The sequence below is a fragment of the Kitasatospora sp. NPDC003701 genome (assembly GCF_053587085.1).
Genome location: NZ_JBSFNM010000017.1, coordinates 55,509 through 82,091 on the forward strand (window position 1 = coordinate 55,509; position 26,583 = coordinate 82,091).

The 26,583-nt window shown below is 73.3% G+C and carries 29 protein-coding genes and 2 pseudogenes; all 31 read right to left on the reverse strand.

Going from position 1 to position 26,583, the window contains the following annotated elements; all coding sequences use genetic code 11:
• Nucleotides 1–167: 167 nt before the first annotated feature.
• A complete protein-coding gene (locus tag ACWDRR_RS18310; RefSeq protein ID WP_449773325.1) occupies nucleotides 168–365 on the reverse strand; it encodes a hypothetical protein in 198 nt (65 codons plus the stop codon).
• A 176-nt stretch (nucleotides 366–541) separates the two neighbouring features.
• Nucleotides 542–2,239, reverse strand: coding sequence for a DUF317 domain-containing protein (locus ACWDRR_RS18315; protein WP_449773326.1), 1,698 nt, complete (start codon nucleotides 2,237–2,239; stop codon nucleotides 542–544).
• Nucleotides 2,206–2,991 carry a hypothetical protein gene (locus ACWDRR_RS18320; RefSeq protein WP_449773210.1) on the reverse strand — a complete coding sequence of 262 codons (786 nt, stop codon included), beginning with the start codon at nucleotides 2,989–2,991 and terminating at the stop codon, nucleotides 2,206–2,208. Before ACWDRR_RS18320 ends, ACWDRR_RS18315 begins: the two co-directional genes overlap by 34 nt.
• Nucleotides 2,992–3,004: 13 nt before the next feature.
• The gene (locus tag ACWDRR_RS18325; protein WP_449773211.1) at nucleotides 3,005–3,580 is read right to left on the reverse strand and encodes a hypothetical protein; all 576 of its coding nucleotides are present in this window, start codon (nucleotides 3,578–3,580) and stop codon (nucleotides 3,005–3,007) included.
• Nucleotides 3,577–5,160 (reverse strand): DUF317 domain-containing protein, encoded by a 1,584-nt coding sequence (locus ACWDRR_RS18330; RefSeq protein ID WP_449773212.1) that lies wholly within the window; start codon nucleotides 5,158–5,160, stop codon nucleotides 3,577–3,579. The genes ACWDRR_RS18325 and ACWDRR_RS18330 overlap by 4 nt, the downstream gene beginning before the upstream one ends.
• A gap of 35 nt (nucleotides 5,161–5,195) precedes the next feature.
• Nucleotides 5,196–5,969, reverse strand: coding sequence for a hypothetical protein (locus ACWDRR_RS18335; protein WP_449773213.1), 774 nt, complete (start codon nucleotides 5,967–5,969; stop codon nucleotides 5,196–5,198).
• Nucleotides 5,970–6,170: 201 nt separating this feature from the next.
• Nucleotides 6,171–7,061, reverse strand: coding sequence for a hypothetical protein (locus tag ACWDRR_RS18340; protein WP_449773214.1), 891 nt, complete (start codon nucleotides 7,059–7,061; stop codon nucleotides 6,171–6,173).
• Nucleotides 7,058–7,924 carry a hypothetical protein gene (locus tag ACWDRR_RS18345; RefSeq protein ID WP_449773215.1) on the reverse strand — a complete coding sequence of 289 codons (867 nt, stop codon included), beginning with the start codon at nucleotides 7,922–7,924 and terminating at the stop codon, nucleotides 7,058–7,060. Before ACWDRR_RS18345 ends, ACWDRR_RS18340 begins: the two co-directional genes overlap by 4 nt.
• The gene (locus tag ACWDRR_RS18350) at nucleotides 7,921–8,244 is read right to left on the reverse strand and encodes a hypothetical protein (RefSeq protein WP_449773216.1); all 324 of its coding nucleotides are present in this window, start codon (nucleotides 8,242–8,244) and stop codon (nucleotides 7,921–7,923) included. Before ACWDRR_RS18350 ends, ACWDRR_RS18345 begins: the two co-directional genes overlap by 4 nt.
• A gap of 107 nt (nucleotides 8,245–8,351) precedes the next feature.
• Nucleotides 8,352–9,035, reverse strand: coding sequence for a hypothetical protein (locus tag ACWDRR_RS18355; RefSeq protein WP_449773217.1), 684 nt, complete (start codon nucleotides 9,033–9,035; stop codon nucleotides 8,352–8,354).
• Between the two features lie 125 nt (nucleotides 9,036–9,160).
• Entirely contained in the window at nucleotides 9,161–9,934 is a 774-nt protein-coding gene (locus ACWDRR_RS18360) for a hypothetical protein (protein WP_449773218.1), read from the reverse strand.
• A 15-nt stretch (nucleotides 9,935–9,949) separates the two neighbouring features.
• The gene (locus ACWDRR_RS18365; protein WP_449773327.1) at nucleotides 9,950–10,876 is read right to left on the reverse strand and encodes a DUF4259 domain-containing protein; all 927 of its coding nucleotides are present in this window, start codon (nucleotides 10,874–10,876) and stop codon (nucleotides 9,950–9,952) included.
• Nucleotides 10,877–10,940: 64 nt separating this feature from the next.
• On the reverse strand, nucleotides 10,941–11,717 hold the full coding sequence (locus tag ACWDRR_RS18370; RefSeq protein ID WP_449773219.1) for a hypothetical protein: 777 nt from the start codon (nucleotides 11,715–11,717) through the stop codon (nucleotides 10,941–10,943).
• Between the two features lie 41 nt (nucleotides 11,718–11,758).
• Nucleotides 11,759–12,460 carry an HAD family hydrolase gene (locus ACWDRR_RS18375; RefSeq protein WP_449773220.1) on the reverse strand — a complete coding sequence of 234 codons (702 nt, stop codon included), beginning with the start codon at nucleotides 12,458–12,460 and terminating at the stop codon, nucleotides 11,759–11,761.
• A gap of 30 nt (nucleotides 12,461–12,490) precedes the next feature.
• Entirely contained in the window at nucleotides 12,491–13,747 is a 1,257-nt protein-coding gene (locus ACWDRR_RS18380; RefSeq protein ID WP_449773221.1) for an MFS transporter, read from the reverse strand.
• A gap of 41 nt (nucleotides 13,748–13,788) precedes the next feature.
• Nucleotides 13,789–14,661 (reverse strand): winged helix-turn-helix transcriptional regulator, encoded by an 873-nt coding sequence (locus ACWDRR_RS18385; protein ID WP_449773222.1) that lies wholly within the window; start codon nucleotides 14,659–14,661, stop codon nucleotides 13,789–13,791.
• Between the two features lie 45 nt (nucleotides 14,662–14,706).
• Nucleotides 14,707–15,210, reverse strand: a complete 504-nt coding sequence (locus tag ACWDRR_RS18390; protein ID WP_449773223.1) for a hypothetical protein — start codon at nucleotides 15,208–15,210, stop codon at nucleotides 14,707–14,709.
• Nucleotides 15,207–15,962, reverse strand: coding sequence for a hypothetical protein (locus ACWDRR_RS18395; protein WP_449773224.1), 756 nt, complete (start codon nucleotides 15,960–15,962; stop codon nucleotides 15,207–15,209). The genes ACWDRR_RS18390 and ACWDRR_RS18395 overlap by 4 nt, the downstream gene beginning before the upstream one ends.
• Before the next feature lie 16 nt (nucleotides 15,963–15,978).
• Complete coding sequence (locus tag ACWDRR_RS18400; RefSeq protein WP_449773225.1) at nucleotides 15,979–16,554, reverse strand: DUF4913 domain-containing protein; 576 nt, start codon at nucleotides 16,552–16,554, stop codon at nucleotides 15,979–15,981.
• A gap of 373 nt (nucleotides 16,555–16,927) precedes the next feature.
• Nucleotides 16,928–17,164, reverse strand: a complete 237-nt coding sequence (locus ACWDRR_RS18405) for a hypothetical protein (protein ID WP_449773226.1) — start codon at nucleotides 17,162–17,164, stop codon at nucleotides 16,928–16,930.
• 211 nt (nucleotides 17,165–17,375) lie between these two features.
• A pseudogene (locus tag ACWDRR_RS18410) lies at nucleotides 17,376–17,729 on the reverse strand (DNA cytosine methyltransferase); the annotation flags it as partial.
• A gap of 174 nt (nucleotides 17,730–17,903) precedes the next feature.
• Nucleotides 17,904–18,398 carry a hypothetical protein gene (locus tag ACWDRR_RS18415; protein WP_449773227.1) on the reverse strand — a complete coding sequence of 165 codons (495 nt, stop codon included), beginning with the start codon at nucleotides 18,396–18,398 and terminating at the stop codon, nucleotides 17,904–17,906.
• 159 nt (nucleotides 18,399–18,557) lie between these two features.
• Nucleotides 18,558–19,043: a hypothetical protein gene (locus ACWDRR_RS18420; RefSeq protein WP_449773228.1), complete on the reverse strand. Its 486-nt coding sequence runs from the start codon at nucleotides 19,041–19,043 to the stop codon at nucleotides 18,558–18,560.
• A 216-nt stretch (nucleotides 19,044–19,259) separates the two neighbouring features.
• Nucleotides 19,260–19,907 carry a hypothetical protein gene (locus tag ACWDRR_RS18425; protein WP_449773229.1) on the reverse strand — a complete coding sequence of 216 codons (648 nt, stop codon included), beginning with the start codon at nucleotides 19,905–19,907 and terminating at the stop codon, nucleotides 19,260–19,262.
• Nucleotides 19,904–20,497, reverse strand: coding sequence for a hypothetical protein (locus ACWDRR_RS18430; RefSeq protein WP_449773230.1), 594 nt, complete (start codon nucleotides 20,495–20,497; stop codon nucleotides 19,904–19,906). The genes ACWDRR_RS18425 and ACWDRR_RS18430 overlap by 4 nt, the downstream gene beginning before the upstream one ends.
• Nucleotides 20,494–21,066: a hypothetical protein gene (locus ACWDRR_RS18435; RefSeq protein ID WP_449773231.1), complete on the reverse strand. Its 573-nt coding sequence runs from the start codon at nucleotides 21,064–21,066 to the stop codon at nucleotides 20,494–20,496. Before ACWDRR_RS18435 ends, ACWDRR_RS18430 begins: the two co-directional genes overlap by 4 nt.
• Nucleotides 21,067–21,118: 52 nt before the next feature.
• Entirely contained in the window at nucleotides 21,119–22,279 is a 1,161-nt protein-coding gene (locus ACWDRR_RS18440; protein WP_449773232.1) for a DnaB-like helicase N-terminal domain-containing protein, read from the reverse strand.
• Between the two features lie 202 nt (nucleotides 22,280–22,481).
• Nucleotides 22,482–23,273 carry a hypothetical protein gene (locus ACWDRR_RS18445; protein WP_449773233.1) on the reverse strand — a complete coding sequence of 264 codons (792 nt, stop codon included), beginning with the start codon at nucleotides 23,271–23,273 and terminating at the stop codon, nucleotides 22,482–22,484.
• A 135-nt stretch (nucleotides 23,274–23,408) separates the two neighbouring features.
• Nucleotides 23,409–23,780, reverse strand: a complete 372-nt coding sequence (locus tag ACWDRR_RS18450; protein WP_449773234.1) for a hypothetical protein — start codon at nucleotides 23,778–23,780, stop codon at nucleotides 23,409–23,411.
• A complete protein-coding gene (locus ACWDRR_RS18455) occupies nucleotides 23,777–24,616 on the reverse strand; it encodes a hypothetical protein (RefSeq protein WP_449773328.1) in 840 nt (279 codons plus the stop codon). Before ACWDRR_RS18455 ends, ACWDRR_RS18450 begins: the two co-directional genes overlap by 4 nt.
• Nucleotides 24,617–24,678: 62 nt before the next feature.
• Nucleotides 24,679–26,446: pseudogene (locus ACWDRR_RS18460) on the reverse strand (type IV secretory system conjugative DNA transfer family protein).
• Between the last annotated feature and the right edge of the window lie 137 nt (nucleotides 26,447–26,583).

Sequence of the window (26,583 nt, forward strand, 5' to 3'; positions counted from 1 at the left end):
GGTCGGGCCGCCCACGGAACTCGCTTGGGCCGGGTCGCCCGTGCCCGCCGCCCCGGGCTGGGCCGGGGCGGCGAGGGCGGCCTCGGCGCGGGAGGTCTTGTCGCCGGTCAGTACGGGCGTACCTGGCAGGGGCGTACCGTCGGTGCTCACCGGCCGGCCGAGGGCTCTCAGGCGCACGGGGCGGCCGGCGTCGAGCAGCTCACCGGCTGCCGAGCAGGCCCGTGCGTCCCGTCCGGGCCGGTCTCCGTCGCTGGGCAGGCGCAGCCAGGAGCCTCCTCGAAGCCCACCCGGAGCAAGATCCGCCGGGCGGTGGCGTTGTAGCCGGTGGTGGTGATCTCGCCGGTGCCGGTGTGCCGGATCGGCACGAAGGGCTGGGCGGTGCGCACGGCCGGTGCCTCGTGGACGGACGAGGGCCCATCGACGTTGGCGATGGGGTCGAGAGGATGCGAGGTCAGGATTTCTCCGTTCGGTTCGGGGGCGGAGGGCTTGGGCGGCCGGTGCCAGCCAGGGTGCGGGACTCGGCGGTGCAGGGCCTGGGGCCTCACCGCTGCGGGGGGCTTGGGCGTCGGGGAACGTCGCCGGGGCGGCCCGCAGGCACCGTGGTGCCCGCTGCGGTGCGATCGGGCAGCGATCGGGCGACGGCTGCGGCCCTTCGGCCGGTGGAGGCGGTGAGGGACTGCGCGGTGACGGGGATGACGACGGCGACCTCCCGGTCGGTGGCGTCCAGGCGGAGGTGGTCGGTGTTGCGGATGAGGGGCGAGGGGTCGGCGACGTCGCGGCACAGTGCGGCGGCGAGGCGGGAGGGGGTGTTCGCGCTGATCTCGATCTCCCAGAAGCCGAGGGCCCGCCCGCAGGAGATGCGGGCTGCCGGCCGCCCGCGCAGTTCGTACAGGGCGTCCGGGGGGCCGCACCGGGCGCTGAGGAGCCCGTCGGGCGACTGGAAGGCGGCGGAGCCCTTGGGTGTGACCTCACTGCTCCAGCCCGCGGCTGCCAGTGGCAGGAACCCTAGGCCGAGGACGCCTGCCTCGAACGGCGCCCGGGCGGCCCTGTCGGCCTCCTCCAGCATCACGGCCGCCTCGTTGAGCAGGCCGTCGATCACTTCATGGGGGACCAGGCGCCACCCGGTGACCCGCCAGGCGACGCCCGCTCCGCGGCGCTGGGAGCCCCAGACCCGCCAGGGCTCGTATGTCCTCTCGCGTCCCCAACCGCGCGGCTTGTCCGACTCGGTGGGCCAGGCGACCCCCAGCCGGCCGCACGCGCTGGCGAGGACGCCGTCCCCGCGGACCCAGCCCTCGGCTTCGAGGCGGTGCCGAAGGCGCTCGACGGCGTTGGCGCTCGGACCGGCGTAGTGCCGCGGGGTGATCGCGACCAGCTCCGCCGACGGGCTGGGCTGTCCGGCAGCGGCCCCGTCCGGACCGGCCGGCGTGAGCGCCTGATCACCGCCGAGGCCGGGCAACGGACCTGTCCAGCGCGACGGGAGGGCCGAGTGTGCCGGGGCGGTCGAGACCCGCTCTGCGTGGTGGGCGGGGATCTCGCTGCGGCGGCGCACCGCCGAGTCCTCGACCAGCGCAGTCGCCGCGAACCGCAGGAGCACCTCCGGTGTCCGGGGCGACATGGAGATCGACCACTTCAACGCGGAGCTCGTGTTGAGCATGCTGAACGACAGGTCCCGCTCGGGGAGTTCGAAGGTGTGGGCGGCGCCGGTGTTGCCGGTGGGGGTGGTCATTCGGGCGCCGGGGAGAGGGTGCTCCCTCTCCAGCCAGCCGGCAGCGGCGAGGAGGTCGGCCGCGTCGTCCGCCTCGGCGCGTCGGGTCAGGACGCTGCCGGGTTCGGTGCCGAGGCGCTGGGCGGTCTCCAGGACGAAGCTGTAGGTGAGTTCGTGCGGTGTCTGGGGGCTGAAGCACGCCCACCACAGCCACTCGGAGTCCGGGGTCTCGCGGGCCGTGAGCATCCAGTTGTCGTCCAGCAGGACGTTGCCGGACAGGAAGGTGCCGTGCTGCACGCGAAGCCTGCGGCACGGGCTCTCCAGCTGCGGGTTCTCGCCGTCGGCGGCGATGTGCCACTGGTACTCGGAGGTGAGGTGGTGCAGGAGGTCGAACGGCGCGGTGCCGGGGCCGGCGAGTTCCAGCGGGCTGACGGCGACCAGGTCGTCGGGGGCGGGTTCGGCGGGCAGGGAAGGTCTCCAGGAGCGCGGGGGCGGCGAGGTCAGGACGGGCGGCGCCGCGGGGCCGGCACGGATCCGGCGTTGCCAGGGCGAGGCTGGCCGGCGGACGGCAGCGCGGCGGGTGCCGGCCGGGCACCTGCGCTCCTGGCCCGAGCGGCGCCGGAGCGCCCGGCGGGCGGCAGCCGTTCGGCGAGGGGCTGGGTGGTCAGCAGATTCCGATGCCGGGCCGGCAGCTGGTCTGCCCGGCGGACGGCCTTGCCCAGGAGGGCGAGGGCGGCGGCGGTCAGCAGCGGCTCGGGGGCCGTCGCGCTGAACCGCACGGTCCAGGTGCCGGTGTCGGCGGCGCCGGTCAGCATCACCTCGTTGCCGGGGGCCTCCAGCGGGACGGAGAGGGCTGCGTGCCGGTCCGGGGCGGAGACCAGCTCGTAGCCGTCCCGGTGGTGTCCGGACCAGCCGGCCGCGAGGAGCGCCGCGCGGGCGTGGTGGCCGACGAGGCGGCCGGTGCCGGTGGGGAAGCCCGGGGTGTGGCGGACACCGGCGGCTGCCTCGTCGAGCAGGGCCCGGGTGATCTCGGTCGGAACCTGGCGGCAGAAGTCGACCGACCAGCCGGTCCCGGTCAGGGCCAGGGGGCCCGGTCCCGATCCGTTGGAGAGCGCGATGCCGTTGGTGTCGCTCACGAGGACTACGTGGGTGGGCGAGTTGTAGGGGCGGAACCAGCCGTGCTCGGCGGCGAGGAGGGACAGCAGGTCCATCTCGCCGGGTCCGGCGAGGTGGACGGGTCGGACGGAGAGGAGCGGGTCAGTGGAGACGGGGGAGGCAGTGGGCACAAATCTCGTTCGGTCAGGGGGCCGGGACTCGGCCTCGGCCCGAATTCGGGGTGGCTGGGCGCAGGGGCCCGGCGGAGTAGACGACGACCGGTGCGGTGCCGGTGGGCAGGCTCGTGCGGGCGGTGGCCGCGCGAACCCGGCGGCCACCGCTGTCGGAAGGCGCTCCGGGATAGACCCCACGTTCCTCGGCCAGAAGCAGCGCGTAGTCGAGACGGGGCAGGAGTCGGCGGCGCACTGTCTCGGCCGCTCGCGCCGGTGACCCGCTGACGGAGACGCCGAACGGCGTCAGATCCTCCACCGTCCCGGGGTCCGTGCCTGGCGGGACCAGGGGCGCGATCAGGTAGCGGTCGGAGCGGAGCGGGCGCGGGAGAACGACCAGCTCCCGGCCCCGGCCATCACGCAGCACCCCGAGACGGTCGTTGACGACTTCAAGCAGGGCCCACTGGGTGATCCCAAGGTCCCAGAGCTGCTCGTACACCTCGGTGCGGGCCGCCGACTCGCTCACGTCCGCGAGCATCGGCCGCCAGGAGCCGGGGAGCCGGCGGGCCACCTGATCAGTGAACGCCTCCAGGGCGCGGTCGTCCCTCACCGCAGCCGGCCCCGGTCCGCGACGGCGTTCCGCGGAGCTGCGGCCGGATCGGACGAGGGGCCGTAGGAGACTGGTGCGGTGCCCGAGCGGGCGGCGCCGGAGCGGCCGGTGCCCTGCGCGACGACCTGCAGGTACGGCAGGTGCATCTCCGGCAGCGAGCGGCGGGTCCGCAGCACCGGGGCCGGGTCCACGGCGGTCAGCGCCGCCCGCGTGACCAGGTACGACGGCGTGCCACTGGTGAAGTCGGCGTTCCAGGCACAGAACCGGTCGACCTCAGCGGTGAGCGTCCAGGCGGGAGGGGCATGGCCCTCCAGTTCCTCGTAGCGCCCGAACTCGGCGGAGTTGTGCTGGAGCTTGACCATCGGGTCCGGCGCGCTGAGCGTGGTCCGCACGCTGAGGGTGCTGCTCGTCCAGCCGTGCCGGTCCAGCTCGAAGGGCGAGACGTACTCGGCGTCGTCGGCCGACCAGGCATCGCCGGTCACGGTCTCGGCGACGAGTCGGGTCACCTCGCCGATGACCTCGGCCGGCGTCTTGTAGCTGAAGGTCGCCTTCCACGTGGGCATGCCCAGTGGGCCGGCCAGCGCGGTGATCTGCCAGGTGTCCCGGGTCCGCTGGGGAAGATGCGCGACGCGGACGCTCTGGCAGTCGCTCTCCCACAGCCGCCCTCCCCGGACGGTGACGGACCTCCAGCCCGCCTCGCTGGTCAGGGCCGCCACCGAACGCTCAAAGGGGCCGGGCCCGGCCAGGTACAGCGGGCTGACGGCGACCGTGGTGTCCAGGCCGTCGGCAAGGAGTTCGGCGGCGCTCGGCAGCGCCGCGTGGGCCTCGGCTTCGCGCCGGTCGACCTCAGCCTGCTCGGCGCGGGCACGGTCGGTCACCCGCTGTGGCAGGTCGTCGCTGGTGCGGACGACCGGTCCGCTGTCGGCGACGGCGCCGTTGACGGCCGCGATCAGATGCAGCGGGGTGCACGAGCTGAAGCTCGCGGTCCATCCCACGTCCGGGTCGCCCGAGGCGACGCGCCAGTTGAAGCCGCGCCGCATGTCGGTGGCAAGCTCGTCGGCCGGGTCGATGAGCGGGTCGACCTCGTAATCGACCTCGCCGTCGATAGACCTGGTGCGCCAGTGGCCGTTGGTGTTAGACGTCTGCCAACCCGCTTCGGAGAGGGCCTCGTTGGCGTCGGCGAGCGCGCCCTCCAGCGACACGAAGGTGCCCGTGCTGTCGTCGACCTCGTCGTACTGCAGTGAGTCGGAAAGCGCTCCGAGGAACGCCTCGATGATCTCCGGCGGGGTGGCCTGGCTGAATCCGCCGCGCCAGGCGGGGTCGGCGAACGGGTCCAGGGCCGCGGCGACCTGCCACGCTTGCTCATGGTCGGGGCGGTAGCCGACGCGGATGCGGTGGCACGGGCTGGTGGCGATCACCTCGGTGAGGTACGGGCCGAGGGCCGTGACTCGCCACCGTGACCCGCGCAGGGGCCCGAAGGCGGTGTCGACGGCCTCCCGGTCGCCGGGGCCGGCGAGGTACCGGGGGCGGACGAGGGTCTCGAAGTCGGGATCGTGGTGCGGCAGATAGGCGTCGGGCAAGGGCGTGACCTCCAAGGTGGATGGTGAGGCGAGCGTCAGCGGCCGGGCCGGCGGCGGGTGCTGGGATCGGTCGCCGACGGCGCTGCCGGGGCTTCGGCGGGCGAGGGCCGCAGCGGTGCCACTCGAAGCCGGGCCGCCTGGGCCCGTGCTGCTACCGGCAGGGGCGCGGAGGTGTCCCGGGTCCACTCGTACGCGGAGTCGAGGCTGTCGAACTGCCCGTGGCGGAGCGTATAAGCGGGGCTCTTGTCATCGGGAAGGCGCCAGAAGAGGACCTCGGCCGGGCCGGGGGCCCGCTGGGTGTCGGTGGCGATCACCCATGTCTCGTAGGGCGGTTCGTGGCGGCTGAACGTGTCGTGGATCTCGAGCCGCTCGCCGCTGCCGCGCAGGGCGTCCTCCAACTGCTCGGTCTCGGCGTCAAGGGCATCGCTCCAGCCCTCCGGCTCCAGGACCTTGGTCAGGTCCGCGCCGCGGCCCACCAGCCAGTTCTGCGCCAGTGGGATCAGCGCGTGCGACGTCATAGTGGCTCGCACCGTGTGGGTGGCCGGGTCGCGGTCGAAGTGGGCGGCGACGATCTGCGGGGCACCGGGCCGCTCGGCGTGGCCGGCATACGCATCGAGGAGGAGGAAGTAGTCGTGCAACCGCGCCCCTGGGCGGTGGAGGGTGTCTGACGCCCACTGCTTCGCGATCATCCAGAGCGAACTCTCGAAGTCGAAAAGCTGGTTGAGGGTCCGGGCTGTCGCGTCGTCGGCCGCGTTGTACTCGTCGAGATCGAGTTCGTCGCGGGCGTCGTGGAAGGAGGCGATGTACAACAGGCGATCTCTCTGATCAGTGCCGAGGGCAGGTGGAGGGGGCGTGATCGTGGCGCCGGCTCGGGGTCGGTGAGCTGCAGAGCGCCCGCAGCGCGGGAGGTGCGTGATCGAGGGGCTCCTGGAGCGGTTCTCCGGGTCCACACCCGGCGGTGTGGAGCCTCACAGCGGTGTTGCTGCCCTCATGCCGGACCGCTTCCGGGATCAGCCACCGTTGGTTCGCCGGCTGTACGTCGCGGCGGCGGCCCGCACCAGATCCCGCTGCTGCTCGACCGGAAGGAAGTCGATGGTGGCGATCTTCTTCGTGATCGCGGGATCGAATATGCCGCTACCGGTGTCGGCCAGACCGGCGACGGTGAGGATCCGACCGACCACCTCGGCCTCGATCAGGGCCTCGCAGCTGTCGTGCACCTCGCAGTAGATCCGAACGTGGGTGGTGACGCCGACCAGGGCTTCGGACAGCGGTCCGCGGTGGCCCAGCAGCAGGCCCAGAGCGGCAAGTACTTCTTCGGCGGCGTAGCGCAGCAGGTCGGTGTCCTCTGCGTGGGACAGCCAGCGCACCCCCCTCATCTCGTAGAGCTCCTGCGCCAGTTCGGGATCATCGGAGCTCTCCACCTCGGCGGCAAGGCACGAAGCGATGCTCGCTTCGGTGGAGTCCAGGCCGCCGACGACGTGGTCGAGCCGGGTCCGCAGCTCGCTCTCGTAGACGGGCAGCAGCAAGGCGGCCAGCTGCGCGGCGGCCTCGGTCGGGTCGGCGGGCACGATGATGGAGCTGAGTGGGGAGATGCTGCTGTACACGGGCACGTCGAAGGCGATGAGGGGACAGACCAGGAAGGACCCGGCTTCGGTGGCGGGCAGTACCAGGAGGCTGCGTCCGTCGAAGCCGTCGAGCACGGCCATCCCCGCCATCGTGTCGCGGTCCAGCCCCAGCTCCTGGGCACGGTGGCGGTCCCACACCCGGTAGTAGAAGTGGTGGCGAAGGCTGGCGTCGTTCAGCAGGTCCAGCTCGGCGGCCTCCCACCGGTCCGGGAGCCGTTCGGCCAGGGCGTGCGCGAAGTCCGCCAGGGGGCTGTGGTGGTTCTGAGAGCTGGTCATGATCGGATTCCTTCAGCGGACTTCTTCGTGGACAGGCGATGAAAAACGCGGGGCAGGGTCAGCGCGGAGTCGAGGCGGCCGGCGGCGAAGAACACCGGGGAACCGTTGCTACCGGTGTCGCCGGGGCGGGCGAGGCTGTAGCCGACGGCGGCGCCCTGCGAGTCGGTGCGCCAGCGCACCAGCACACCGCGGGCAGTCAGCGCCGAGACGTAGCCGTCCACGGTGGAGGCTTCCCCCAGGGCCCCGCGCATCTGCTGCTGGAGCCAGACGCGGGACGTCTCGCCCCAGCCCTGGCGTTCGGCCTTGATGATCTCGGCAGTGGTCGGGTAGCTGGTGCTGCTCCGCTCGCCGAGCCCGACGGGCCGCAGCCCCCACTCGGCCTCGATGGCCCGGCACTCGGCCTGCGCCCGCATTGCGTCGCGGTGCATGCCGGGCCGGGCGCCGGAGGGCAGGACGGTGACGGCGGCGAGGTGGATGTGGTGGACGGCGTGGCGGACCGCCACCCACCGGCAGCCGGGGCCCTCCTGCGGAGCGAGGCCCGTGGCGCGGACCACGCGGCGGGCCACCTGAGCCCACTGCTCGTCGCTGAGCGTGGGGTCCTCCGGCGCTGCGCGGACGGAGCAGTGCCACACCCGGTGCGGCGGCACCGCCCCCAACTCGGCGGCCCGCAGCCGGGCGTGCTGGTCGAGGCGGTGCGCGAGGCGACCGACGCTCGCGCCCGGTTGGCGTCCCGGGTCGGGTGCTCCGTGCAGGTCCCACGCGGCGACGAGATGCGGGTCGTCGTGCTCCTCGCGCCGACCCGGGCCGTAGAGGTAAGCCAGCAGCGGGCGGATGCTGTTTCCCCGGGAGATGTCGGGGATCACGTCGCCTGCAGCACGGAGTCCAGGACGAAGTACGTCCGCTCGGCGACGAGCGGCAGGACCGCGAGCGCGGCCTCCCGCCCTGGGCCGTCCGCCGAGTCGCGGAGGGTGGTGACGGCGGCGTTCAGCTCGCCGGCCACGCGGTCGAGGGCTTCGACGAGCGGGCGCCGCGGGTCGCGGTCGGGGCGGTGGAGCGGATCGCCGCTCTGCGCGGCGGCCAGGGCGGCGGTGCCGACGAATCCGGCGATCGTGAGGCGCTCGGCGGCGGCCCGCTCGCCGATCGCGGCGATGGCCGCCGGGGTGAACCGCACCGTGGTCTGCACGCTGCGGCGCTCCGTCGTGCGCGGTCGCCGCTGAGGCCCGGTGGGGGCCGGCGACTGGGTGCTGTCGGTCGAGGAGATGTGCGGTCCTTCCGGGGGGTGAGGGGGCGTCAGCGGCGCTGCGGTCGTGCGGGGCGGTCCTCGGCCGGAGCGGGGGCCGGGGCCGGGGCCGAGAGGGTGATCGCGACCGAGCTGTGCGCCCCGGCGCCGGCAGCGCGGGCGCTGGGGGCCCCGGTCAGCGGCGGCAGCGGATTGTCCGGCTCTCCCACCCGGTCGACCCAGCTCCGCGCGGCGTCGACCGTGGCGAAGCCGCCCTGGCGCAGCGTGTACGAGTGATTCGCTGTGTCGATGTCCTCGTAGATGACCCGGACGGGCTGCTGCCCCGGATCGGGCCGGTCGTCGGCTGCGATGATCCACGTCTTGTAGAAGTCCGAGCTGTCGTGCGTGTAGTCGTCGATGTTCCTGAAGCGGTCTCCGGAGGCGGCCAGGAAGTTCTCCAGGTCCCGGGTGACCTGGTCGGTGGCCATGGGGTCCTCGAACTCCACGGTGAGCTGGTCCAGGTCGGCGCCGCGCTGGACGAGCCAGTTCTGGGCGAGAGCGGCGATGGGGTGGCGGCTGTAGTCGAGCCGGTACGTGCCGGCGCCGAGGTCGCGGTCGACGTGGATGGCCGCGTACTGGGCCATGCCGGGGACGTCGTGCCAGGTCATGGTGCCGTCGTACACGACATAGAAGCTGTCGCCGAGTAGCCCGGTGTGCGGATTCGTCGCGTGCTGGATCGCCAGCGAGGTGTACATGTCCAGGCTGAGGCAGAGGTCGTCGAGCCTCGACTCGTCGTCCGGGGTGACGGGTCGCAGGTCCTCGACACCGAAGCGGGTGTCTTCGAGGGCTTCGAGGGTGGTGATGGGTGGGGTCCTTCTGTTCAGCGACGAGGCCCGGGGCGGTGGCCGCCGGTATCCGGGGGCAGTGGAAGGCCGGTGGGGCTGCCGCCGGGGAGGACGGTGCGGGTGGTGGCCGCGCCGGAGCGGTATGTGCTGGTGGGCAGGACGTGTGCGGCTGCCTCGGTGCGGGTGAGAGAAGGCAGGGCGCGCTGCCAGCGGCCGGACCAGTCGTCGAGGGTGTCGTGGACCTTGGCGAGCTGGCCGCCGGCCGCAGTGGCCTGCAGAGCGCCGTCCGGCAGGCGTTCAAGTAGTTCCTGCTGTACGAGGACGGAGAGCTGGTCGGGCAGTTGGGCGCGGGCCGCGGCCGTCATCGGGCTGGCGAGATCTGCCTCGGTGGCCGGCCCGGAGCGCAGCCGGTCGAGCACCGGCGCGGTGAGCGGATGGGCACCGATGCGCAGGACCTCCTCGACGGCGACCACGATGTCTACCTCGTCGACCAGGCGGGGCCGGTGCTTGGAGGCCCAGCCGGCCGCGGCGAGGAACACCGGCCACAACTCCTTCGCCGCTGCGGTGGCCTCCGGCCCGGCGGGGCTGGTACGGAGCAGGCCGTGGCGCTCCAGGTCGCGGTGATGCTCCGCGACCTCGGCGGGGTGCAGACCGTCGGCGGGATCACCCACCGTGCTCCGCAGGGCTTCCTGCTCCTCGGCGGACTTTTCGGTGAGCCGGACGGACAGGAGCACGCGAACGGCGCCGGGCGGGCCGAGCGCGTCCAGGGCGCGGGCGACGCGCGCCTGGCGGGTGACGGTGGTGGGCACGGAGCAGAGGGTCCTTTACGGGCGGTGCGGGCGGTGGGAGGAAGCGGGCGGCGCGGCTGCTGCCGGCGGCGGTCCCGTCTCGGCGGCTGCACGAGGCGCGGTTCGGGTACGGGAAGCCGCCGACCGCGGGGCAACGGCCGGGTCCGTCCCGTTGGCGAGGGCGAACTCGTACCGGTTGGCCAGGTCCTGCAGGTCGCGGCTGGCGAGAGCGAAGCGGGCCCCGAGGGTCTCCAACTCGACGCCGGTGAAGCGCAGGGTGCCGTTGGGCTGGACGCCGGCGTGGTTTCCCTGGGTGATCTGCGCGAGCGTCTCGCCCGCGCGGGAGGCCGTGGCGCGCAGTTCCCGGTCGAGCGTGTCCACCTCGCTCGTCTGACGCTCCAGCAGCTCGGCCAGGCCCCGCGCCAGCGACCCTCCGGGGTGCCGGGCGGGCAGGTCCCAGGCGTCCTCGACGCCGAACCGCTTCTGGATGAGTTGCTGGCCTGCGAACACCTGCCGCTGCCGGCGGGGCGCCGCCGCAGGCACAGGGACGGGAGGCGGGTCGTCCACGAGGACGCGGCGGATCAGGTCCACCCCTGCGAGCCACTGCTCGCCTCGCGCCTGGTCGTACCAGCGGCTGACCTCGGCATCGGCGTGCGCGAGGACGCGGTCGAGCGCGGCGACCGCCTTCGGCCGCAGAGCCGCGGGCAGGGTCGGGACCGGCTCGCGCGGGCCGCTGCCGAGATTGACGTCCTCTCCGCCCTGGCACTGCGACGCGACGACTCCTGCAGCGGCGATGACCTCCTGTGCCGTGTCGGCGTCGAGCGGGCCCTCCGGCATGGCGACGGCGACGTCGAACAGGCGGTGGAGCCACGGTGACAGCTCGCTGGGGAAGAGGCTGTCGAAGCGCTCGGCGATGCCGACCGCGGCGTCGTTGTGGAACGGGCCGGTGTCCCAGCTTCCGATGAGAGCTCTCCTGTGTGGGGGCGATGGGCGGGCCCGGCGGGGCCTGCGGGGGTGGGGTCGGCGGTCAGCTGCGGGAGCGGCCCGCCGGCGGTGATACGGAGGCGGCGGCGGGGGGTGCCTCCGGCGCTGTGGGAAGGGCTACCGGCCGAGCACGGGCGGCGGCCGAGCGGGCGACGGGCGGCTTCGCTGCGAGGGCCTCGTACCTGGTCTGCCCCTCAGGGGTGAGGGTCAGATCGTGGCCCCGGAACAGGGCTTTGCGGGCGTAGTGGTCCACCAGGCCCTTGCCGATCAGGGCATCGACAGTGGCGATCGTGATGGCGGCCTCGCTGGCTATGACCCTCACCGACCCGCCCGTGCCCTTGAAGATGGTGACGGTTGACGAGCCGATCAGCTTCAACGCCTCCTCCTGCCGCAGCGGCAGCGGGCTGTCCCGTGCCGCCTTCGCCTTGCGTGCCGGGGCGGGACCACCTGTCGGTTGTGGCGGTGGGACGAAGGTTGGCAGTTCCTTGTAGAGGCCGATCAGCGCGGTCAGGGAGCGGTGCAGTTCGGTGCGGCGGGCGACCAGGAGGTCGAGGTCGAGCGCGCCGTTGCGCAGGATGCCGTTGGTGACGGGCAGGGTGGTGTCGTGGCCGGCCTCGATGCGCTGGAGGTCGTCCCGCAGGAAGCCGGCGAGCGCGACCAGGCGGATCTGGACGCCGTCGAGCCGGTCGGCGGTTGAGGCGACCTGGTCGGCGACCGCGCCGTGGAGGGTGGCCGTGCCGTGCCCGGGCAGGTCGCGGGGCTGCTCGACCTGCAGCTCGGACCACACGAGCCGGGTGCCGAGGTCGGTGTTGCCAGGCACCCGGGGCCTCCAGTTGGCGATCGGGCGTCCGCTGTCCGCGCTCACGCCGCGGCCAGCTGCCGGGAGGTGATGATGGCGATGCCGGTGGCGACGGCCTCCTGGACCGTGGCGACGAGCGGGACGCCGGCGGTGGCCAGCCGCGCCGCGCCGTGCAGTCCGGCGGTGTGCAGCACCGGGACGGCGCCGACGGCGTGCGCCGCGACCGCGTCGTCGACACTGTCGCCGATCACCAGCGTGCGCGCCGGGTCGACCCCCGGACCGAGGGCTCGCAGGTGCTCGATCATGGCGGGGGCCTTGCTCGCCACCGCCGCCCCTGGCCGGCCGTCGACCCGCTCCAGCAGGCCCGCGATGCCCGCCTTGTCCACCTCGCCGACGAGCCGCTGGTGCGGGGCCAGCGACAGCAGGCTCTGCCGCACACCCCTGGCACGCAGGCCCATCATCAGCTGCCGGGCGCCCGGCTGGAGGCGGACCGGCCGGTGGGCGAGCTCGGTGAGGAACGCGGCGTCGGCGCTATGCCACTCCTCGTCGCCCAGCTGGCGGCCGAGCACGTCGGCGTAGAAGTCGCGGATGGGCATCCGGTGCAGCGCCTGGTAGGTCTCCACACTGATCGGCTCACCGCCCAGACCGGGCAGGGTCGCATTCAGGGCCGCGACGTGATCGCTCAGGTCGTTTCGAAGCGTGCCGTTCCAGTCCCAGATGACGGTGATCGGCGCGGGCTTGGCCGGGGTGGTGCGGTTGGGCAAGAGGTCCAGCTCCAGGAGGAAGAGGGGGGATCAGGGGAGGGTGAGCCGGCGGCGGCCCGCAGCGAGTGCGGCAGCGGCCAGCGCGGCGCCGAGCAGGGGGGCGGCGGCCGTGGCGGTGTGGCCGTACGCGGAGAGCTGGCCGGCGGCGGCGGTGCCCGCGGCCTGGCCGAGACCGATCACCGCGATCAGCCAGGCGGCGGCCTCGGTGGCGGTGCCGCTCGGCGCCAGGGTGTCGCAGGCGACGAAGGCGGAGGCGAGCCACGGGGCGAGGAACAAGCCCGGCAGGACGCTCGCCGTGATCATCAGCCACGGCGGGGCGGGCAGCAGCAGGACGGCGAAGGCGGCGGCGTACGCGCCACCGACCGCGGGCAGGGCCCGGCCCGGCGGCCACGGCCGCTTGAGCCTGGCCCAGGCCGTGCCGCCGACGAGGCTTCCGAACGACAGCGCCGCCGGCAGCACGCCGGCGAGCCACCCTTCGTGGTGCCGGTCGGCGTAGGAGAGCGCCAGGACGGTGAAGGAGCCGAGCGTCACGCCGAAGAACACCGAGGCCGTGAGCAGGACGAGCAGGCCGGTGGACCGCAGCGGGCCGAGCCAGTGGACCGCGCGGGCTGCGGAGCGGACGCGGGCCGGACCGCGGGTGGCGACGGCCAGGGTGCCCGCGCCCCCGGCCACCGCGCACGCGACGAGTGCCCAGTCGGGCGAGGCGAGCAGGCACACCGCAGTGGCCAGCAGCGGTCCGGCGACGAATACGACCTCTTGGGCGGCGGCATCGAGGGCGAACACCTGGTGGTGGTGGCGAGGTTCGATCAGCCGACCCCACATGGCCCTGAGACCGGCCTCAAGCGGCGGCGATGCCAAACCCGCCACAACCGACAGCCCCCCGGCAAGCAGAGGACGCGCCGCGCAGTCCACGACGGCCAGCGCGGCGAAGGCGCCACCCGAGACCGCCGCGGCCGGCAGTGCGACGGCGGCCAGGGTGGAGCGGTCGACCACTCGGCCGAGCAGCGGTTGGCCGATCGCCCCGGCCAGTGCGTACAGCGCGGCCAGGACGGCACCGACCGCGGTGGAGGCGTGATCGGCCCGGGCCGCCAGGAGGACGGCGATCGGGGCCATCGCCGCCGGCAGACGGCCCACCAGGGTGCCGGCCAGCAGCGGAGCGACGTGCGGGGTCCGCAGGATCGACCGCCCACCCGTGCGGCTGACGCTCGCCGCAGGCGTCGGCCGGGGGCTGTCGGCCGGGGTGGGTGTGCTGCTCGTAGAGACGGAGGACGGGGAGGGCGTGATCATGAACCTCGGGTGGGATCGCGGGCCGGGCGGGTGGGGGCCGGTCAGCGCCGGTGCGCGGCGGCGAGCAGCGGAGCGGGCGGCTGCGGAGCCGGGGCGTGGGAGAAGCTGATGTGAAGGGTGATGGTGCGCAGGTCGGCCGCCGCCGCCCGGGACCTCACGGGCTGCTCGGTGCTCTGCGACGAGGAGAACAGGTCGTCCTGCGCCGGGCTCTGCACGACGACGGCCCCGGGGCCGGCTGCGGTGAGCGCGGGACCGAGCCGGGCGGGTGCGGCCGGTGTGTGGCCGCCGCAAGCCCAGGCCGTGAGGTCGCCGTGCACCCGGCCGATCGCCAGTCCCGCCTCGGTGGCGCTCCAGCGGTAGGTGCGGCGGGTGCCGCTACGGGTCACGAGGCCGCGCTCCTCCAGGGCGAGCAGCCGCTGGTAGGCCGCCGCCTTGTCGCGAGCGTTGAGCGAGGTGACCAGCTGCGGGTAGGCCCGAGGTTCGCTGCCCGCCAGCTCGCTCAGCAGCTGGACGGTGTGGGAGCTGGCCAGCAGACCGAGAACCTCCTCGATCATCTCGGGAGCCTGCTCGGACTCCCCGCCCGGGCGCGGGTAGCGGTAGGCCCAGGCGAGCGCGGAGGCATGCACGGGCGCCAGCGCCTGTCCGGCCGGGGACAGTGCGAGATCGAACCGCGAGGTGGAAGTGCCGATCGGGATCCGCGCGATGACGCCGGCTCCGGTGAGCGCGCGGATGATCGAGTACGCGCTGCTCACCGGGAGCATCGGATCGCCCGCCAGGAGGTCGCCACTGCTCGCCGTGCCCTGCCGCAGCGCGTGGATGATCCGGGTCGCCCACCGGGTGGAGAGGACCTCGGCGGCCCGCTGGACGGCACTGGTGGCGGGCTGCGGAGCGAGGGGCGTGGTGACGGTCGACACTGGTTGTTCTCCGATTCGAGCGTGCGGTTGGGCAGTTGGGCTAGGTCAGCGCTGGCGGGCGGCGGGGGCGAGGACGACGGCCGGCGACACCCCGGCCGATGCGGAGGCCGAGGAGGCGGCCGTCTGGGCCGGGGAGGTACGGGTGGAGGAGGCGAGAGCGGCCTGGAAACGGGCCGGCATCCCGGTGCGCCGTGCCTCCTGGCTGGCGGTCTGCCGCAGGCGGCGGGCCGCGGTCTCGTAGACCGCGACCCCCCGGCGTTCGCCGACGGCGACCAGGTGGATGCCCTGCAGGTGGCGAGGGTTGTGGGGCGCGCGGCGCTCCACGTAGACGAGCCTGTAGTCCAGCGCGTCGTCCAGGTACAGCTTCCGGGCGCCGCGCAGGTCGCGCTCCCCCTGCTCTTCGAGGAGGGGGCCGCGGACCTCGGCCCTCACCAGCCGGCCGAGGTAGCCCAGGGCCAGCATCCGCACGTGCTGCGGCACGGACAGCAGGTCGTCCAGGGCCTCGGGGTGGGCGCTGAAGCCCGCCAGCGGCCGGGTGGGCGTGGTCACCGGACGGCCCTGCGAGCGGGGGTGGCCGCCGCCGCGGCGGTGAGGGCGGGAGCGGGTTCCGCCGCGGCCGTCCGGCGCTGGCCGGTCGCGGTGCGGGCGCGCGCCGCGTTGGCCTGCGGGCTGACCACGACGGTCACGTCCCCGTCGGTGACCGGGGGCAAGGGCGTGCGCCGGGTCTCCAGCCACTGCTGGGCCTCCTGCGGCGAGCTGAAGCTTCCCTCGCGCAGCTTGTACCCGCGGTCCGGGTCGACGGTCTCCAGGTGCAGCAGGTAGGGCCGCTCGGCACCGGCGGCGCTGCCGTCGCGCAGCATCGCCCAGGTCTCGCCGGGCTCCGCACCGTGGTCGACGAGGCGGTAACGCGAGCCGGACTCCAGCAGGCGGGTGGCGGCGGAGGCACTGCGGGCGTCGGCCGGGGAACCGGGGTGGCCGGACCGGTCGAGGAAGGCATCGGTTTCGGCGCCGCGCTGGGCGAGCCAGGCTGCGGCCAGCGCGAAGGTGGGCAGGCGCTCGGTGGTGAGGCTGAACGTGGTGCCGTCCTCGCCGTAGTGCAGGTGCGCGGCGACGGCGGGCAGGGTTCCTTCGGAGTGGCCGGCGATGTCCTCGAAGAGGAGGAAGTCGTCGCTGCTGCCGTCGTGGTCGTGGTTCACCTCGGTCAGCAGTTCGTAGGCATCCTCCGCGGCGAGGAGTTCCACCTGGGCCTCGGCGGAGGCGGCGTCGGCGGGACGCCATCCGGGCAGGTTGAAGTCGGGCAAGGGTCGGCTCTTTCAGTCAGGCGAGGGGGCGGTCGGCAGGTGTGGTGTCGGTCAGCGCGGGGTGCGGCAGCAAGCGGTGGCTGATGTGGCCACCGCTGCTGGTGCAGGCGGCGAACGGACCGTCCGCGCTTCGCAGCTTCATCAGTGCGGGCTCCAGGTGGTCGCGCTGCCACGAACTCGGGCCGGCGGCACCCGACTCGGGGTCCAACGCGGCCTGCCACGCCAGCCAGACGGCGTGAAGTCGCGCGACCGCTTCCGGGTGCTCCTTCCACCGCGGGCACCAGGGCCGGCCAGCGGTGGTCTCGGGGCCGTAGATCTTGGTCCAGATTTCGTCTACCCACGGCGTCATCAGCTCCAGTTCCAGGTCGTACTGCGGGTCGTCGAAGGCGAGGATGAACAGCGGCTCGCTGCCGCCGGGGGCGTCCGGATCGCCGTCGTCTTCCGGGGGGAGGGCGGTGGTCATGCTGGCCAGCTGCTCGGCCTGCAGGTCGAATCCCGCCGCGAGAGCGGACAGCTTGGCGGTCAGCACGTCTATCTGGGCGCTGGTGTAGCCGTCCGGCGCGGACGTCGGGTCGGGCTCGGGGGTGGTCAAAGGGGCGGGTGCCTCTCGTCGGCGGGTGATGACACGAGGATGTGCGCTCGACGGCCCGACGTATCGGGCCGGACTTGGTGTATAAGCACCGCCGCTCACCGCCGCCCGCAGCAGCGGACGGCAGCGAGCAGATCAGCCGCTCCGAGCAACTGCAATGCGGCGGAAGCCTGTTGGGGAACGACGCCATTGCCCAGAGCGGTCAGCTGGGCGGCGCGGGACAAGCCCGGAACGGCGGTCACGTGGCCCTCGCCGACGCCCATGATCCACTCGACGAAGCGAGGGGCGAGCCGGCCCCGCTCGTCCGTCGGCTCGGGCGCGGGCCGGGTGACCCGCTCCCAACGGGCGATGGCCGGCCCGTACGCGCCCCACCGGCTCAGACCGGGCTGTCCTGCTCCCAGATCGGCAGCACCACGGCCGACAGCGGCGGCCGGAACCCCGCCCCTGCCCGGCGCCCCGGCGTCCCAGTGTCCGACGCGCGGGGAGTCGGCAGCAGCTGCGCCGCCGCCGACGGCAGTGTCAAGTCCCCCTTGGATCCGCGGGAGTTCGGCCCGCCGTGCGTCCCGTCGCTCGCCTTCGGGGTCGGGAACAGGTGCTCCACCTCGTCGCTCAAGTTCGGGCCGTGCCCGCCCTGGCGCCGCTTGTCCGGGTGCTGCGAGCCGCCGATCGAGCCCAAATTGCTCGTCGGGGTCTTCAGCAGGGTGACCGCATGCCCCAGGTCCTCCCGTTTCGCGTCCGGCCCCTTCGCATCGCGGGCCTTCGGCGTCGGAAGGCCAGGCGACGAGGAAGAGCCGCTCCCTCCTGTGGGGAGCGCCGACGGCGGCTGCGGGTAGCACCGTCCAGCGCGCATCCATCCCGAGGTCGGCCAGGTCTCCGAGTACCGCGCCGAGTGCCCGCAGAGCAGGCTCACCTCCGCTGTCTCCCAGATCGCACCAGCCGCACTCCAGGTCGCCATCGGCTGGCGAGGCAGCGGCTGCGCTGAGGATTCCGCGGACGTTTTCAATGATCACCAACTTCGGCTTGAGGACATCGATCGCGCGGGCGATGGTCAGCCACAGTCCGGAACGGGTGCCCGCCATCAGACCGGCCCGGCGGCCGGCGACGCTCAGGTCCTGACAGGGGAAGCCTGCGGTGAGGACGTCGATCGGCGGGGCGCTTGTCCAGTCAACTGCAGTGATATCGCCGAGATTTGGCGTCTCTAGGCCAGTGGTGGGCGAGAATGGAAGCGGCGTTGGGGTTCATCTCGGCGTGCCACGCCACGCTGCCGCCGAGGACGTCCTGGACACCCAGGTCCAGACCGCCGTAGCCGGAGCACATGCTCCCGATGCGCGGCCACCCGCCGCCCGGCGACTTCATCGGCGGGCTCCGCCGCGGGCGGTCGCCGCGCGCGCGGCGGGCGGTGACACCTGCACGGTGGCGCCGGGGCCGGCGGCCTTCCGCGACGTGACGGGCTTGGTCGGGCGCTGGTGCAGGGAGGCGGAGCGGGTGAGGACGATCGCGTCCTCACCGGTGAGGGCAAGGAAGTCGGGCTCCGGGCCGGTCAGGTCCGCCGCGACCTCCTTGATCTTCCAGACGGCCTCTTCGAGGGCCCCGCGGGACGCCTCCAGGGATTTGAAGTAGGCGGTGCGGTGCGGCCACCGGTCGGACTCGGGGCTGATCCGCTTGAGCGCGACGGCGACCAGGGCGGGCTGGGCGCGCAGGATCGCCTTCGCGGTCAGCAGCCCGGCGTAGGCGTAGGCGAGGGTGCCCCGCCTCCACGCGATGTCCTCGGGCCTGGTGGAGTCGGCGGCGGTGGTGTCGTACTGGTCCACGGCGTTAGCGAGGAGCTTCTTCTGCATGTCGGCCATGGCGTCCAGGACGGTGCCGAGGCGAGCGGCTTGCGGGGCCTGGTGGCAGTAGATGCTGAACAGCTCTTCGCTGAAGGTATGCAGGTTGGCGGCAGTGCCGAGCAGCCATTGGGCCTGGCGATCGATGGAGACGGTGGTGGTCAGTGCGGGTCCTTGGGGTCAGCGGCGGGGCGTGGGGGCGCTGGTGCGGGGCAGTGCGGCGATCGGGAGGGGGTCGGTGCGGCGGCCGGGTAGGGCGCGGCGGATCCGCTGGGTGACGCTGAGGGCGGCGGACCGGCGGGGCTTGGCTGGGACGGCGGAGACGCCGGCGGAGGCGAGATGGTCGGCGTCGATGCGCAACTGCCCTGCGGCGCGTCGTAGTTCAGTGGAGGTGGCGCTGTAGACGGCGGCCGGGTTGACGGGCTGGGCGTCAGGTAGGGCCCAGACGTCGGCGCTCACGGCGTGCTGGAGCAGGTAGGACAGGTGCCGGGTGGCCTCGGTGACCCCGGCGTGGGCGCGGGCCAGCGACAGGGCGGTGAGGCGGGCAGCCGTCATGGTGGTGGGGTGCGCCGGGAACCATTCGGAGAACTCGGCCGCGGCGAGCGTGCTGGTGTGCAGCTCCTGCATCGCGCGCAGGTGGCCGGCGACGTCGCGGGCGTCGGGCACGCCGGCGGTGGAAGCGGTGCGGGTGGTGGGCAGCTTCGCGGCGAGGGCCTCGGCCTGGCCAGCGACGTCACGCAGACGCCGCTGGTGCGCCTTGACCTCGGAGGTGGGGCGGTTGGAGGGCGTGGTGGGACTCCATCGGATCGGGATCCGCCGGGTGGACAGGCAGATTCGGTACGTCGGCGGGTGAGGTGGAACCGGGAGTGCGTGGCGTGGGTGTCAGGTTCGCCGCAGCGGTACGACCGTCGCCGACGGCGCGGGACCGGTCGGCGGTGCCGGGCGCTCGGCGGGCGGGGAGACCAGCACCAGGGCGGGCGAGCGGCGAAGGGCTGCGTCCACGCGGCGCTCGGAGTCGCCTGCGGCAGGCGGGTGGCCGGCGGCGGGCAGGGCCGCGGGGCGGCGGGAGGCGAGGGTGGTGACCTCGGGAAGGCCGGAGGCGGTGTGCACGCTCTCGCGCAGCGCCTCGGCCACCGAGCGCACGGCCTCGCTGGCGGTGCCGAGAGAGCGACGGGCGCTGCGCTGCGTCTCGGGTGTCGGCGCTGCCTCGGTGAGCAGGTTCGCCGCCCGGGCCAGAGCGGCCTGGGCGAGGGTGAGGGCCGTCGTCGTGGCGGTGAAGACGCCGAGCCCGGAGTCGGGGCCGGCGGTGGTGGTCGCGCGGAAGAAGGTCTCGTCCAGCGGGATCGTGGTCAGCTCGTGCAGACGGATCATCGGCCAGGCCAGCTCCCGGACTTCGGGCAGGGGCTCGTTCGGCGTCGGCGCGGGGATCGCCCCGGCGAAGGCGGCCAGGTCTTCGGCGAGCGAGCCAAGTGTGTCGAGGTCGGCCTGGCTGAGCCCGGGCGCGACGGGCGACGGGGAGTTGGTGGTCAACGGCGGCTCCTGGTGGGCGCGGTGGCCGACGAGCCGACTACGACCGCGGCCTCGGCGGCAGCCGCCGTCGGGACGGGCGCGAGGCGGTCGGTGAAGGCGAGTACTTCCTCGGCGCCCTGGGCCGCACACCGGTCCGCGCTCTCCAGAGCGCTGGCCGTGTGCTCGGCCCGGCGCAGGGCCAGCTTCTCGGCGTGGCTGCGCGGCTTGGCCGGGGCGGTCGTTGCGCACTTGATCGAGAGGTCGAGGGCGGCACCGAGGTGCCGGTGGACGGTGGCGGCGCGGCTCATCGCGGTCTCGTACGCGCCGGCCAGCGCCACCGCGGACGGGTTGTCCGCCGGCAGCTGACGGCGGTAGTGCTCGGCGCTCTCGCCGCAGTGCCGGATGAACGCCTGTGCCTGGCGGCACTGCCCCAGCAGGGCGTCGCGGTCGGGGATGTCGGCGACGGCTCCCAAGGGGGTGGCGGCGGCGTTGTGCCCGAGGGCGCGCAACATCCCGGCGACCACCGACAGGTCGTTGCGGTAGTCGGAGGGCGCGGCGGCGGACACGGCTCCGCCGAACGTCGCGGGGCGGGCGGCGGCCAGGGGCCTCACCGGCGCCGCCCCGCGACGGCGCTGTGCTGTCCGGCTCGGGCCGGCAGCGACGTGAGCGTCGGCGCGCCCGTTCCGGCGGCGGTCCGGGCGGTGGCGGCGACAGCACGCGGGCCCGGCCGGTGGGCGAGGCCGGCGACGGGGCCGGCGAGCGAGCGGGCATCGCGGCGCAGGTCCTCGCAGGCACCGGTCAGGGCGAGGCGGGTCCGCGAGAGCGCCAAGTTGAGCTGCTGCGAGCCGCGTTCGCGAACCTCGTCTGCGCGCGGGCCGCCGACACCGTCGATCTCGTAGAGGCGCCCGACCACGGCGGTGGCCCTGCCGAGCGCGCCGAGCGCCTCACCCAGCTGTGCGGTCGCCGCGGTCAGGGAGCGGACGACGGCGCGGTCGGCACTCTGGGCATGGGGGTGGTGCAGGGCTGCGGTGACGTTCATCAGGTCGTCCTGGCAGTCACGGATCGCCCGGGTGTGCTCGGCCAGTTCCTCCAGACCGGGCACGCCCTCCTCACGGTAGGCGCGCGGGAGTTGGGTCGTGAGGTGGTCGATGGTTTCGGCCGCCGCGTGCAGCCGGTGCACGGACTGGGCGCGGGGGTGGGCGGTGGTGGGAGGCAGTGGGATTCTCCGGAGGTCAGCGGCGGGTGCGGGCGACGGGCTCGCTAGCCCGGTCGGCGGACCGGGCCGGCGGGGCGGGCGGTGGTGTGGGGCTGCGGCTCAGGGCGGCACCCTTGCGCCGGGCGGTACCGAGGACGACGGGCCCGCCTCGCTCCGCGGGGGTGGCGGTCGCGGCGCGCAGCCGGTCCTGCACGCGGTCGGCGGGGGCCAGCGCCCGGATGGCCGAGCCGAGCAGCGGGCCTGCGGCGATGGAGGCGTCCAACGCCATCACCCGGACGATTCCGGCCGAGGTCGCGGCGGCGCGCAGCAGTGCACCCCGCAGGACGTGCTCCGCCCAGTAGGCCGGATCGCCGGGCATCCCCTCCGCGCAGACCTCCCGGACCCGGGCCACGGAGATCACGCCGGCGGCCAGCGCCCCGCGCCGCTGGACCTCCCACAGCACCGTCAGTTCGTCGACCGCCTCGCGTCGGTGCGCGAGAGCGGCCATGGCCAGGTAGACGGCGCGGTGGCCGGGGTCGGTGAAGTCCTCGCCGGTGAGCCAGGAGGCGATCTGGGGGATCTGCCGGGGTGCGCCGAGGAGGCTGGAGAGCAGTGCCTGTTCGTGCTGCCGGGCCGCCTCGACCGCGCTGGGGGCGGCTCCAGGTGAGGGCGGGGTGGGCAGTGGTCGGCGGGACCGTTGGTCGACCGTGCCCCAGGCGTCGGCGAGGCGTTGGATGACGGCGTGCAGGGCACCCGTCAGCTCCACGGTGGCCTCCACCGAATCGCTCCCGGCTGCGGCGAGCAGCCGGTGGGCGTGCTCTTCGAGCGCTCGCCGGACGGCTGTCTCCAGCACCATCCTGCCGTAGCTGGCCGCGTGTTCGGACCGCGGGCACGTCGAGGCCAGGGTGTGGCCGTAGCTGGCGCTGAATCCGGGGACATCGCGGGCCGCGGTGGCGATGGCAGTCAGCGCCCAGTCCTTGTTCTGCTCGTCCCCGGAGTCCGGGGCGAGGGCCGGGTGGCCAGCCGCGTGCTGGGCGAGCAGGATCGCGAAGAATCCCTCGTGCGCAGGACGGTAGAAGTGCCGGGGCTCCAGCCACCCTGTCAGTGCACCGACCTGCGACGGATCGAGCAGGCAGGCGCCGAGCACCGCCTGCTCGGCCTCCAGCTGCGGGCTCATGTCCCGGCTGGTGGGCGTCACCGCGGCGTCACCTCCTCGCGTGGATGGGCGGCGGCCATCAGGTCGCGCAGCCGGTCGAGGTCCTCGACGAGGGCCTCGTCGCGGATCCGGATACGGCCGGAGCCCACCGCCAGGTACCAGCTGCCGTCCGCGCGGTTGATCGGCAGGAAGGGGAGGTCGTTGTTGATGTCAACTCCGTTGTGCAGAAGGCAGGATGGGGTGCTCAGTGGGAAGGTCGGGCGGGCTGCCGGGGTGTGGTCGGGGCCGTCGTACCGGTCGCGGGTGCCGATACCGCCACCGCCACCGCGGCGTTCCCGGCTCGGGCGGCCCCGGCGCGGCCGGTCCTCCGGCTCCGCGGCGGGGCGGCGGCCAAGTCAGCCGAAATCTCGGCGTTGATCGCGTCCAGCGACCGCGCGTGCTCGCGGAACAGCGTCGCCTGGTCGGTGTGGCTGGCCTCTTCGGCGCTGCGCGCGAGATCGGTCAGCGCGGTGCTGACCCTGCTCAGCGCGGCCAGCCCGTCGGGCAGCTTGATCGCCGAGCTGTCCGAATCTCGCAGTTCGCCCGTCAGCGGCAGCAGGCCGACGTGAATCTCGCCCACGATCTCCCGCAGGATCTCGGCGTGGGCGAACGCGCGCCCGGCCAGGCCCTGCGGGTCGATGGAGCCGAGATGGTCCAGCCACCGTGCTGTGGCGTTGAGAACGCCCAGCTGGGTGGCGGCGGCGAACTCCGGGGCGGGCGGTGGCAGGAAGACGGAGGTGTAGTCGGCGACGGCTTCCCGGAGGCGGTAGGCATCGATGCCGTCGTAGGTCAGCATGAACTCGGCGTTGTAGGGGGTGAGCTCCGCGCCGCCGTCCCGGGCGGACTGCGCTCGGTTCTTCTCGTTGAACACGCCGTGCTCGGCGAAGCCGAACCAGGTCGCGTCGACCGCGCCGGCGGCCGGGGAGACGATCCTGACGCTCACGCCGTCCCAGGTGTCCGCCCGGATGGTCTGCGACAGCTCGGCGGTGACGACCATGTCACCGCGCCGGGCCACCTGCTTGAGACCGGCGACGGTGCCGTCCGGCAGCGGGCTGAGCAGCCGCAGGGCCGTGGCCTGGTCGACAGACTTGATCCAGGGAGACAGAGGAACCTCCTGGTAGTGGGGGTGGGGTCAGCGTGAGCGGGCCGTCTGCGGGGCCGGCCCTGCGGCACGCACCGGCTCCGAGACAGCAGCGGAGGAAGCGCCGGCCGGGCGGATGTTCGCGGCGGTGGCGCGGGGTGCACGAGGTGGGCTGGTCAAGTCTTCTGCCAGCCAGTGGAGTTCGTCGCCGACGCCCTCGACGGTGGCCGCGTGGGCGTCGAGAGCGGCGGCGGAGCGAAGGTCGCCCCGCCGCCGGAACACCTCGGCGGCCTGCTCCAGCACCTGGTGCAGTGGTGCGAGGAGGTCTTCCTCCACACCGGCCAGGACGCTCCCGAGGTCGGCGTCCTGGCTGGCGCGGTGCAGCCGGTCGAGGTGCGGGGTGGCGGTGGCCGGAGACGTCATGCGACTGCCTCGCCCGAGCGGCAGCTGAAGGGCGAGCAGCCGTCTGCGGGCCCGTTCTCCAGCTCGTCCTCACCCAGGTCCAACTGCGCCTGCAGGGAACGCAGTTCTGCCCGGGTCAGCTTGTCGATCGGTGCCTGGTCGAGTGGCAGGCGCGAGCGGTGCAGGTACGCCTGCCCCAGTAGCGGCCTCCCGTCCGCGTTCGCCCGCGCGTTCCCGGCCCGGATCGCGGCGTCGAATTCCACGACATCCGCCCACTCCTCGGGAGATGTGTCGCGAATTTCCCGCCATTGCGCATTTCCGTGGAATGGGCATCCGAGGCAGGCGGATTTCGGAGTCGATCCCCATCCGTGGTCGGCGAGGAGCTTGATGCAGTCGGCGCGGGACAAGCCGAGATCGAGCAGGGGAAACGTGTGCCGGGTGTACCGGACATCGGAGTCCTTCGCCCGGTGGAATTCGTCCGTGCTGATGCCGATCCACTGCTCCGCGTAGATCCCGTTCGGCACACGAGCCGGGTGCGGGTACCCTAGGATCTGACGGACCTGCCGCTTTATCGGCTTGATTTTGTACTCACCGGTACATTGCCGTCGAGTCATTCCCGGACTGCCGTCCCGGTTAAGAATGTAGAGTGGCATCGAGGCAAAGCGATGGGCCGGGTCAAGGGCATCCTGGCGAATGTTCCCGGACGACACGCGCAGGATCGGTATGTTGGCCGGCCGGGCGATCTTCCGCTCCACCTCGTCCAGATGACCATAAACCTTCGCCGGTTCCCATCCGGTGTCCGAGAAAATGGCGTAGTCGAGTTTCGGAAGCTCACCCAGTGCCGACAGGAGAAGCAGACAGGTCGATTGTACGCCAGCGCCTAGCGACAGAATTCGAGTTGCCGGTTCGGTGGTGTAGATCATGCGGCGCCACCGGCCTTGGCCATCGCCCGCTCGGTGATCAGAGAGGTCTGCCGGGAGGAGGCCGCGCCGACCTCTGCAGCGCCGGGCTCCTTGTACCAGGGCCGCAGAGTCAGCAGTGCCGGGCGCAGACCGGTCGCGAAGAGAAGCGCGCTTCCCTTTTTCAGGGCACGAATCTGATCGGGTGGGAGAATGCGCTCCTGGCGCATGCTGACGGACGTGGAGCGACCCGATTCCGACGTGGAGTGAGAAACCGTCTCCACGTCGTGGTCGCCGACCAGGCGCGAGAGCTTGTCAGCGAAATCGGCGTCGTCGATGCCGGAGCCGACCAGTTTGATGGTGGCCGCGCTCCACATCGCGTCCATTCCTGCCTCGCCCCACACTTTCTGGCCCTGGCGGTAGCTCTGCAGAATGGTGATCGGGATGACGCCGCGCGATCCGAGGTGGGAATACAGGTCGGGAAGGTCCCCGATTTTGCAGACGTTTGCCGCCTCGTCCAGAATGGCCAGGAGCGGCGGGTCGAGACGCCCTCCGGAGCGTTCGGCCTCGATGACCGCGGTGCGCATGACGGAGTCCGCCGCAGCCGCGATGAGGGCGCTTGCCGATCCGCCGCCGTCCTTGGACAGCAGGAAAAGGGAGTCCTTGCGGGTGACGAACTCCTCCGGCTTGAACTCCGGCAGGTCAGGATTCGGGGTGACCCATTTGGAAATCTGCGGATCGAGAAGGCAGGCGGCATATTGCCGTGCGGTTTCAAAAATGCCGTCGCGGGTCTCGACGGCGCCCGAGACGGTGCCCTGGAGCTGGTCCGCGATGGCAATCATCTGGTGCTCGCGGAGGAGGTCGACCGGGGTTCGGTCGGACGGCACCGCGAGCCACTTGAGGACGTGGGTGATCGGCCGGCGGTCGCAGCCCGCGGCGAGGAACAGGGCGCACAGGGTGTTCTGTGCGGCGGTGCTCCAGAAGTCACCCTGAGAGGACTCGTCGACGGCCGCGGCGACGAAGTGCCCGGCCAGCCGGCGAGCACCCGGGAGGTCCTTGGCGTCGGCCAGGATGTCCCACCACATGGCCTGCGGGGTGTGGGCGATCTGCTGCGGATCCATCGTCCACACCCGCCCGGCCTCGGCCCGGGCCTCTAAGACAAGCCGTGTAGGCGTCCCGGGCCGCCTTGTTCGAGGTGAGGAGCACAGGGCCGGGGGCGCGCAGGATGGCCGGGACGGCGATGCTGGTCGTCTTGCCGGAACGCGGCGCCATGATCGCGACGCAGACGTCCTCCCAGTTGGAGCGGACCTCGGGGCCGCTGGGGGCGAGGTCGCCGAGCAGGACGCCGGTGTCGTCCGGGCTGATCTCGCGCGGCTTGGCCTTGGAGAGGCTGGGGCGCAGGTCCCTTGCCTTGGCGGTGATCTCAGCGGGCAGCAGCGGCGCCAGTTCGCCCCGGCCTGCGAGGCCGGTCGGCCTGCGACGGTGCTTGGACCACAGCAGCAGGCCGGCGGCGCCGAGCGCGATCGACAGCAGTGCCGGGGCGATGCGGGTGCTGATCAGCAGCAGGAGCGGGCTGAGGTGGGGGAAGGCCCGGTCGGGGTGGAGGGCTGCGTCGACCGGCTGGAACGGGGCCCACGGGGCGGTGGCGGCGGTGGCGGCGGTGGCGGTGTTGCCCCCGAGCCAGGCGAAGGTGCCGAAGACCGCGACCACGACGCCCGCGCCGATGAGCGCGTAGAGGAGGGCATCGGAGCCGGGGCTGGCAGAAGGGGACTTGGGCGAGGCGGGCAGGAGCGGTTCCTTGGCGGGGGTTCGGCCTGCCGGGCAGGGGCGCGCGTCGGCAGGTGCCCGGAGCGGGCGGGGAGCGGGCGGCGATCACGGCGGGACGCAGGCCCGAGACGTGGGTGATCGGCCCGGTGGCCGGCGTG

What these genes read in the sequence shown, in the direction of transcription:
- ACWDRR_RS18340 (WP_449773214.1), bottom strand. Translation starts at nt 7,061, where the DNA reads ATGACCAGCTCTCAGAACCACCACAGCCCCCTGGCGGACTTCGCGCAC.
- ACWDRR_RS18355 (WP_449773217.1), bottom strand. Translation starts at nt 9,035, where the DNA reads ATGTACACCTCGCTGGCGATCCAGCACGCGACGAATCCGCACACCGGG.
- ACWDRR_RS18380 (WP_449773221.1), bottom strand. Translation starts at nt 13,747, where the DNA reads ATGATCACGCCCTCCCCGTCCTCCGTCTCTACGAGCAGCACACCCACC.
- ACWDRR_RS18415 (WP_449773227.1), bottom strand. Translation starts at nt 18,398, where the DNA reads ATGGCCGACATGCAGAAGAAGCTCCTCGCTAACGCCGTGGACCAGTAC.
- ACWDRR_RS18445 (WP_449773233.1), bottom strand. Translation starts at nt 23,273, where the DNA reads ATGGTCGTCACCGCCGAGCTGTCGCAGACCATCCGGGCGGACACCTGG.
- ACWDRR_RS18450 (WP_449773234.1), bottom strand. Translation starts at nt 23,780, where the DNA reads ATGACGTCTCCGGCCACCGCCACCCCGCACCTCGACCGGCTGCACCGC.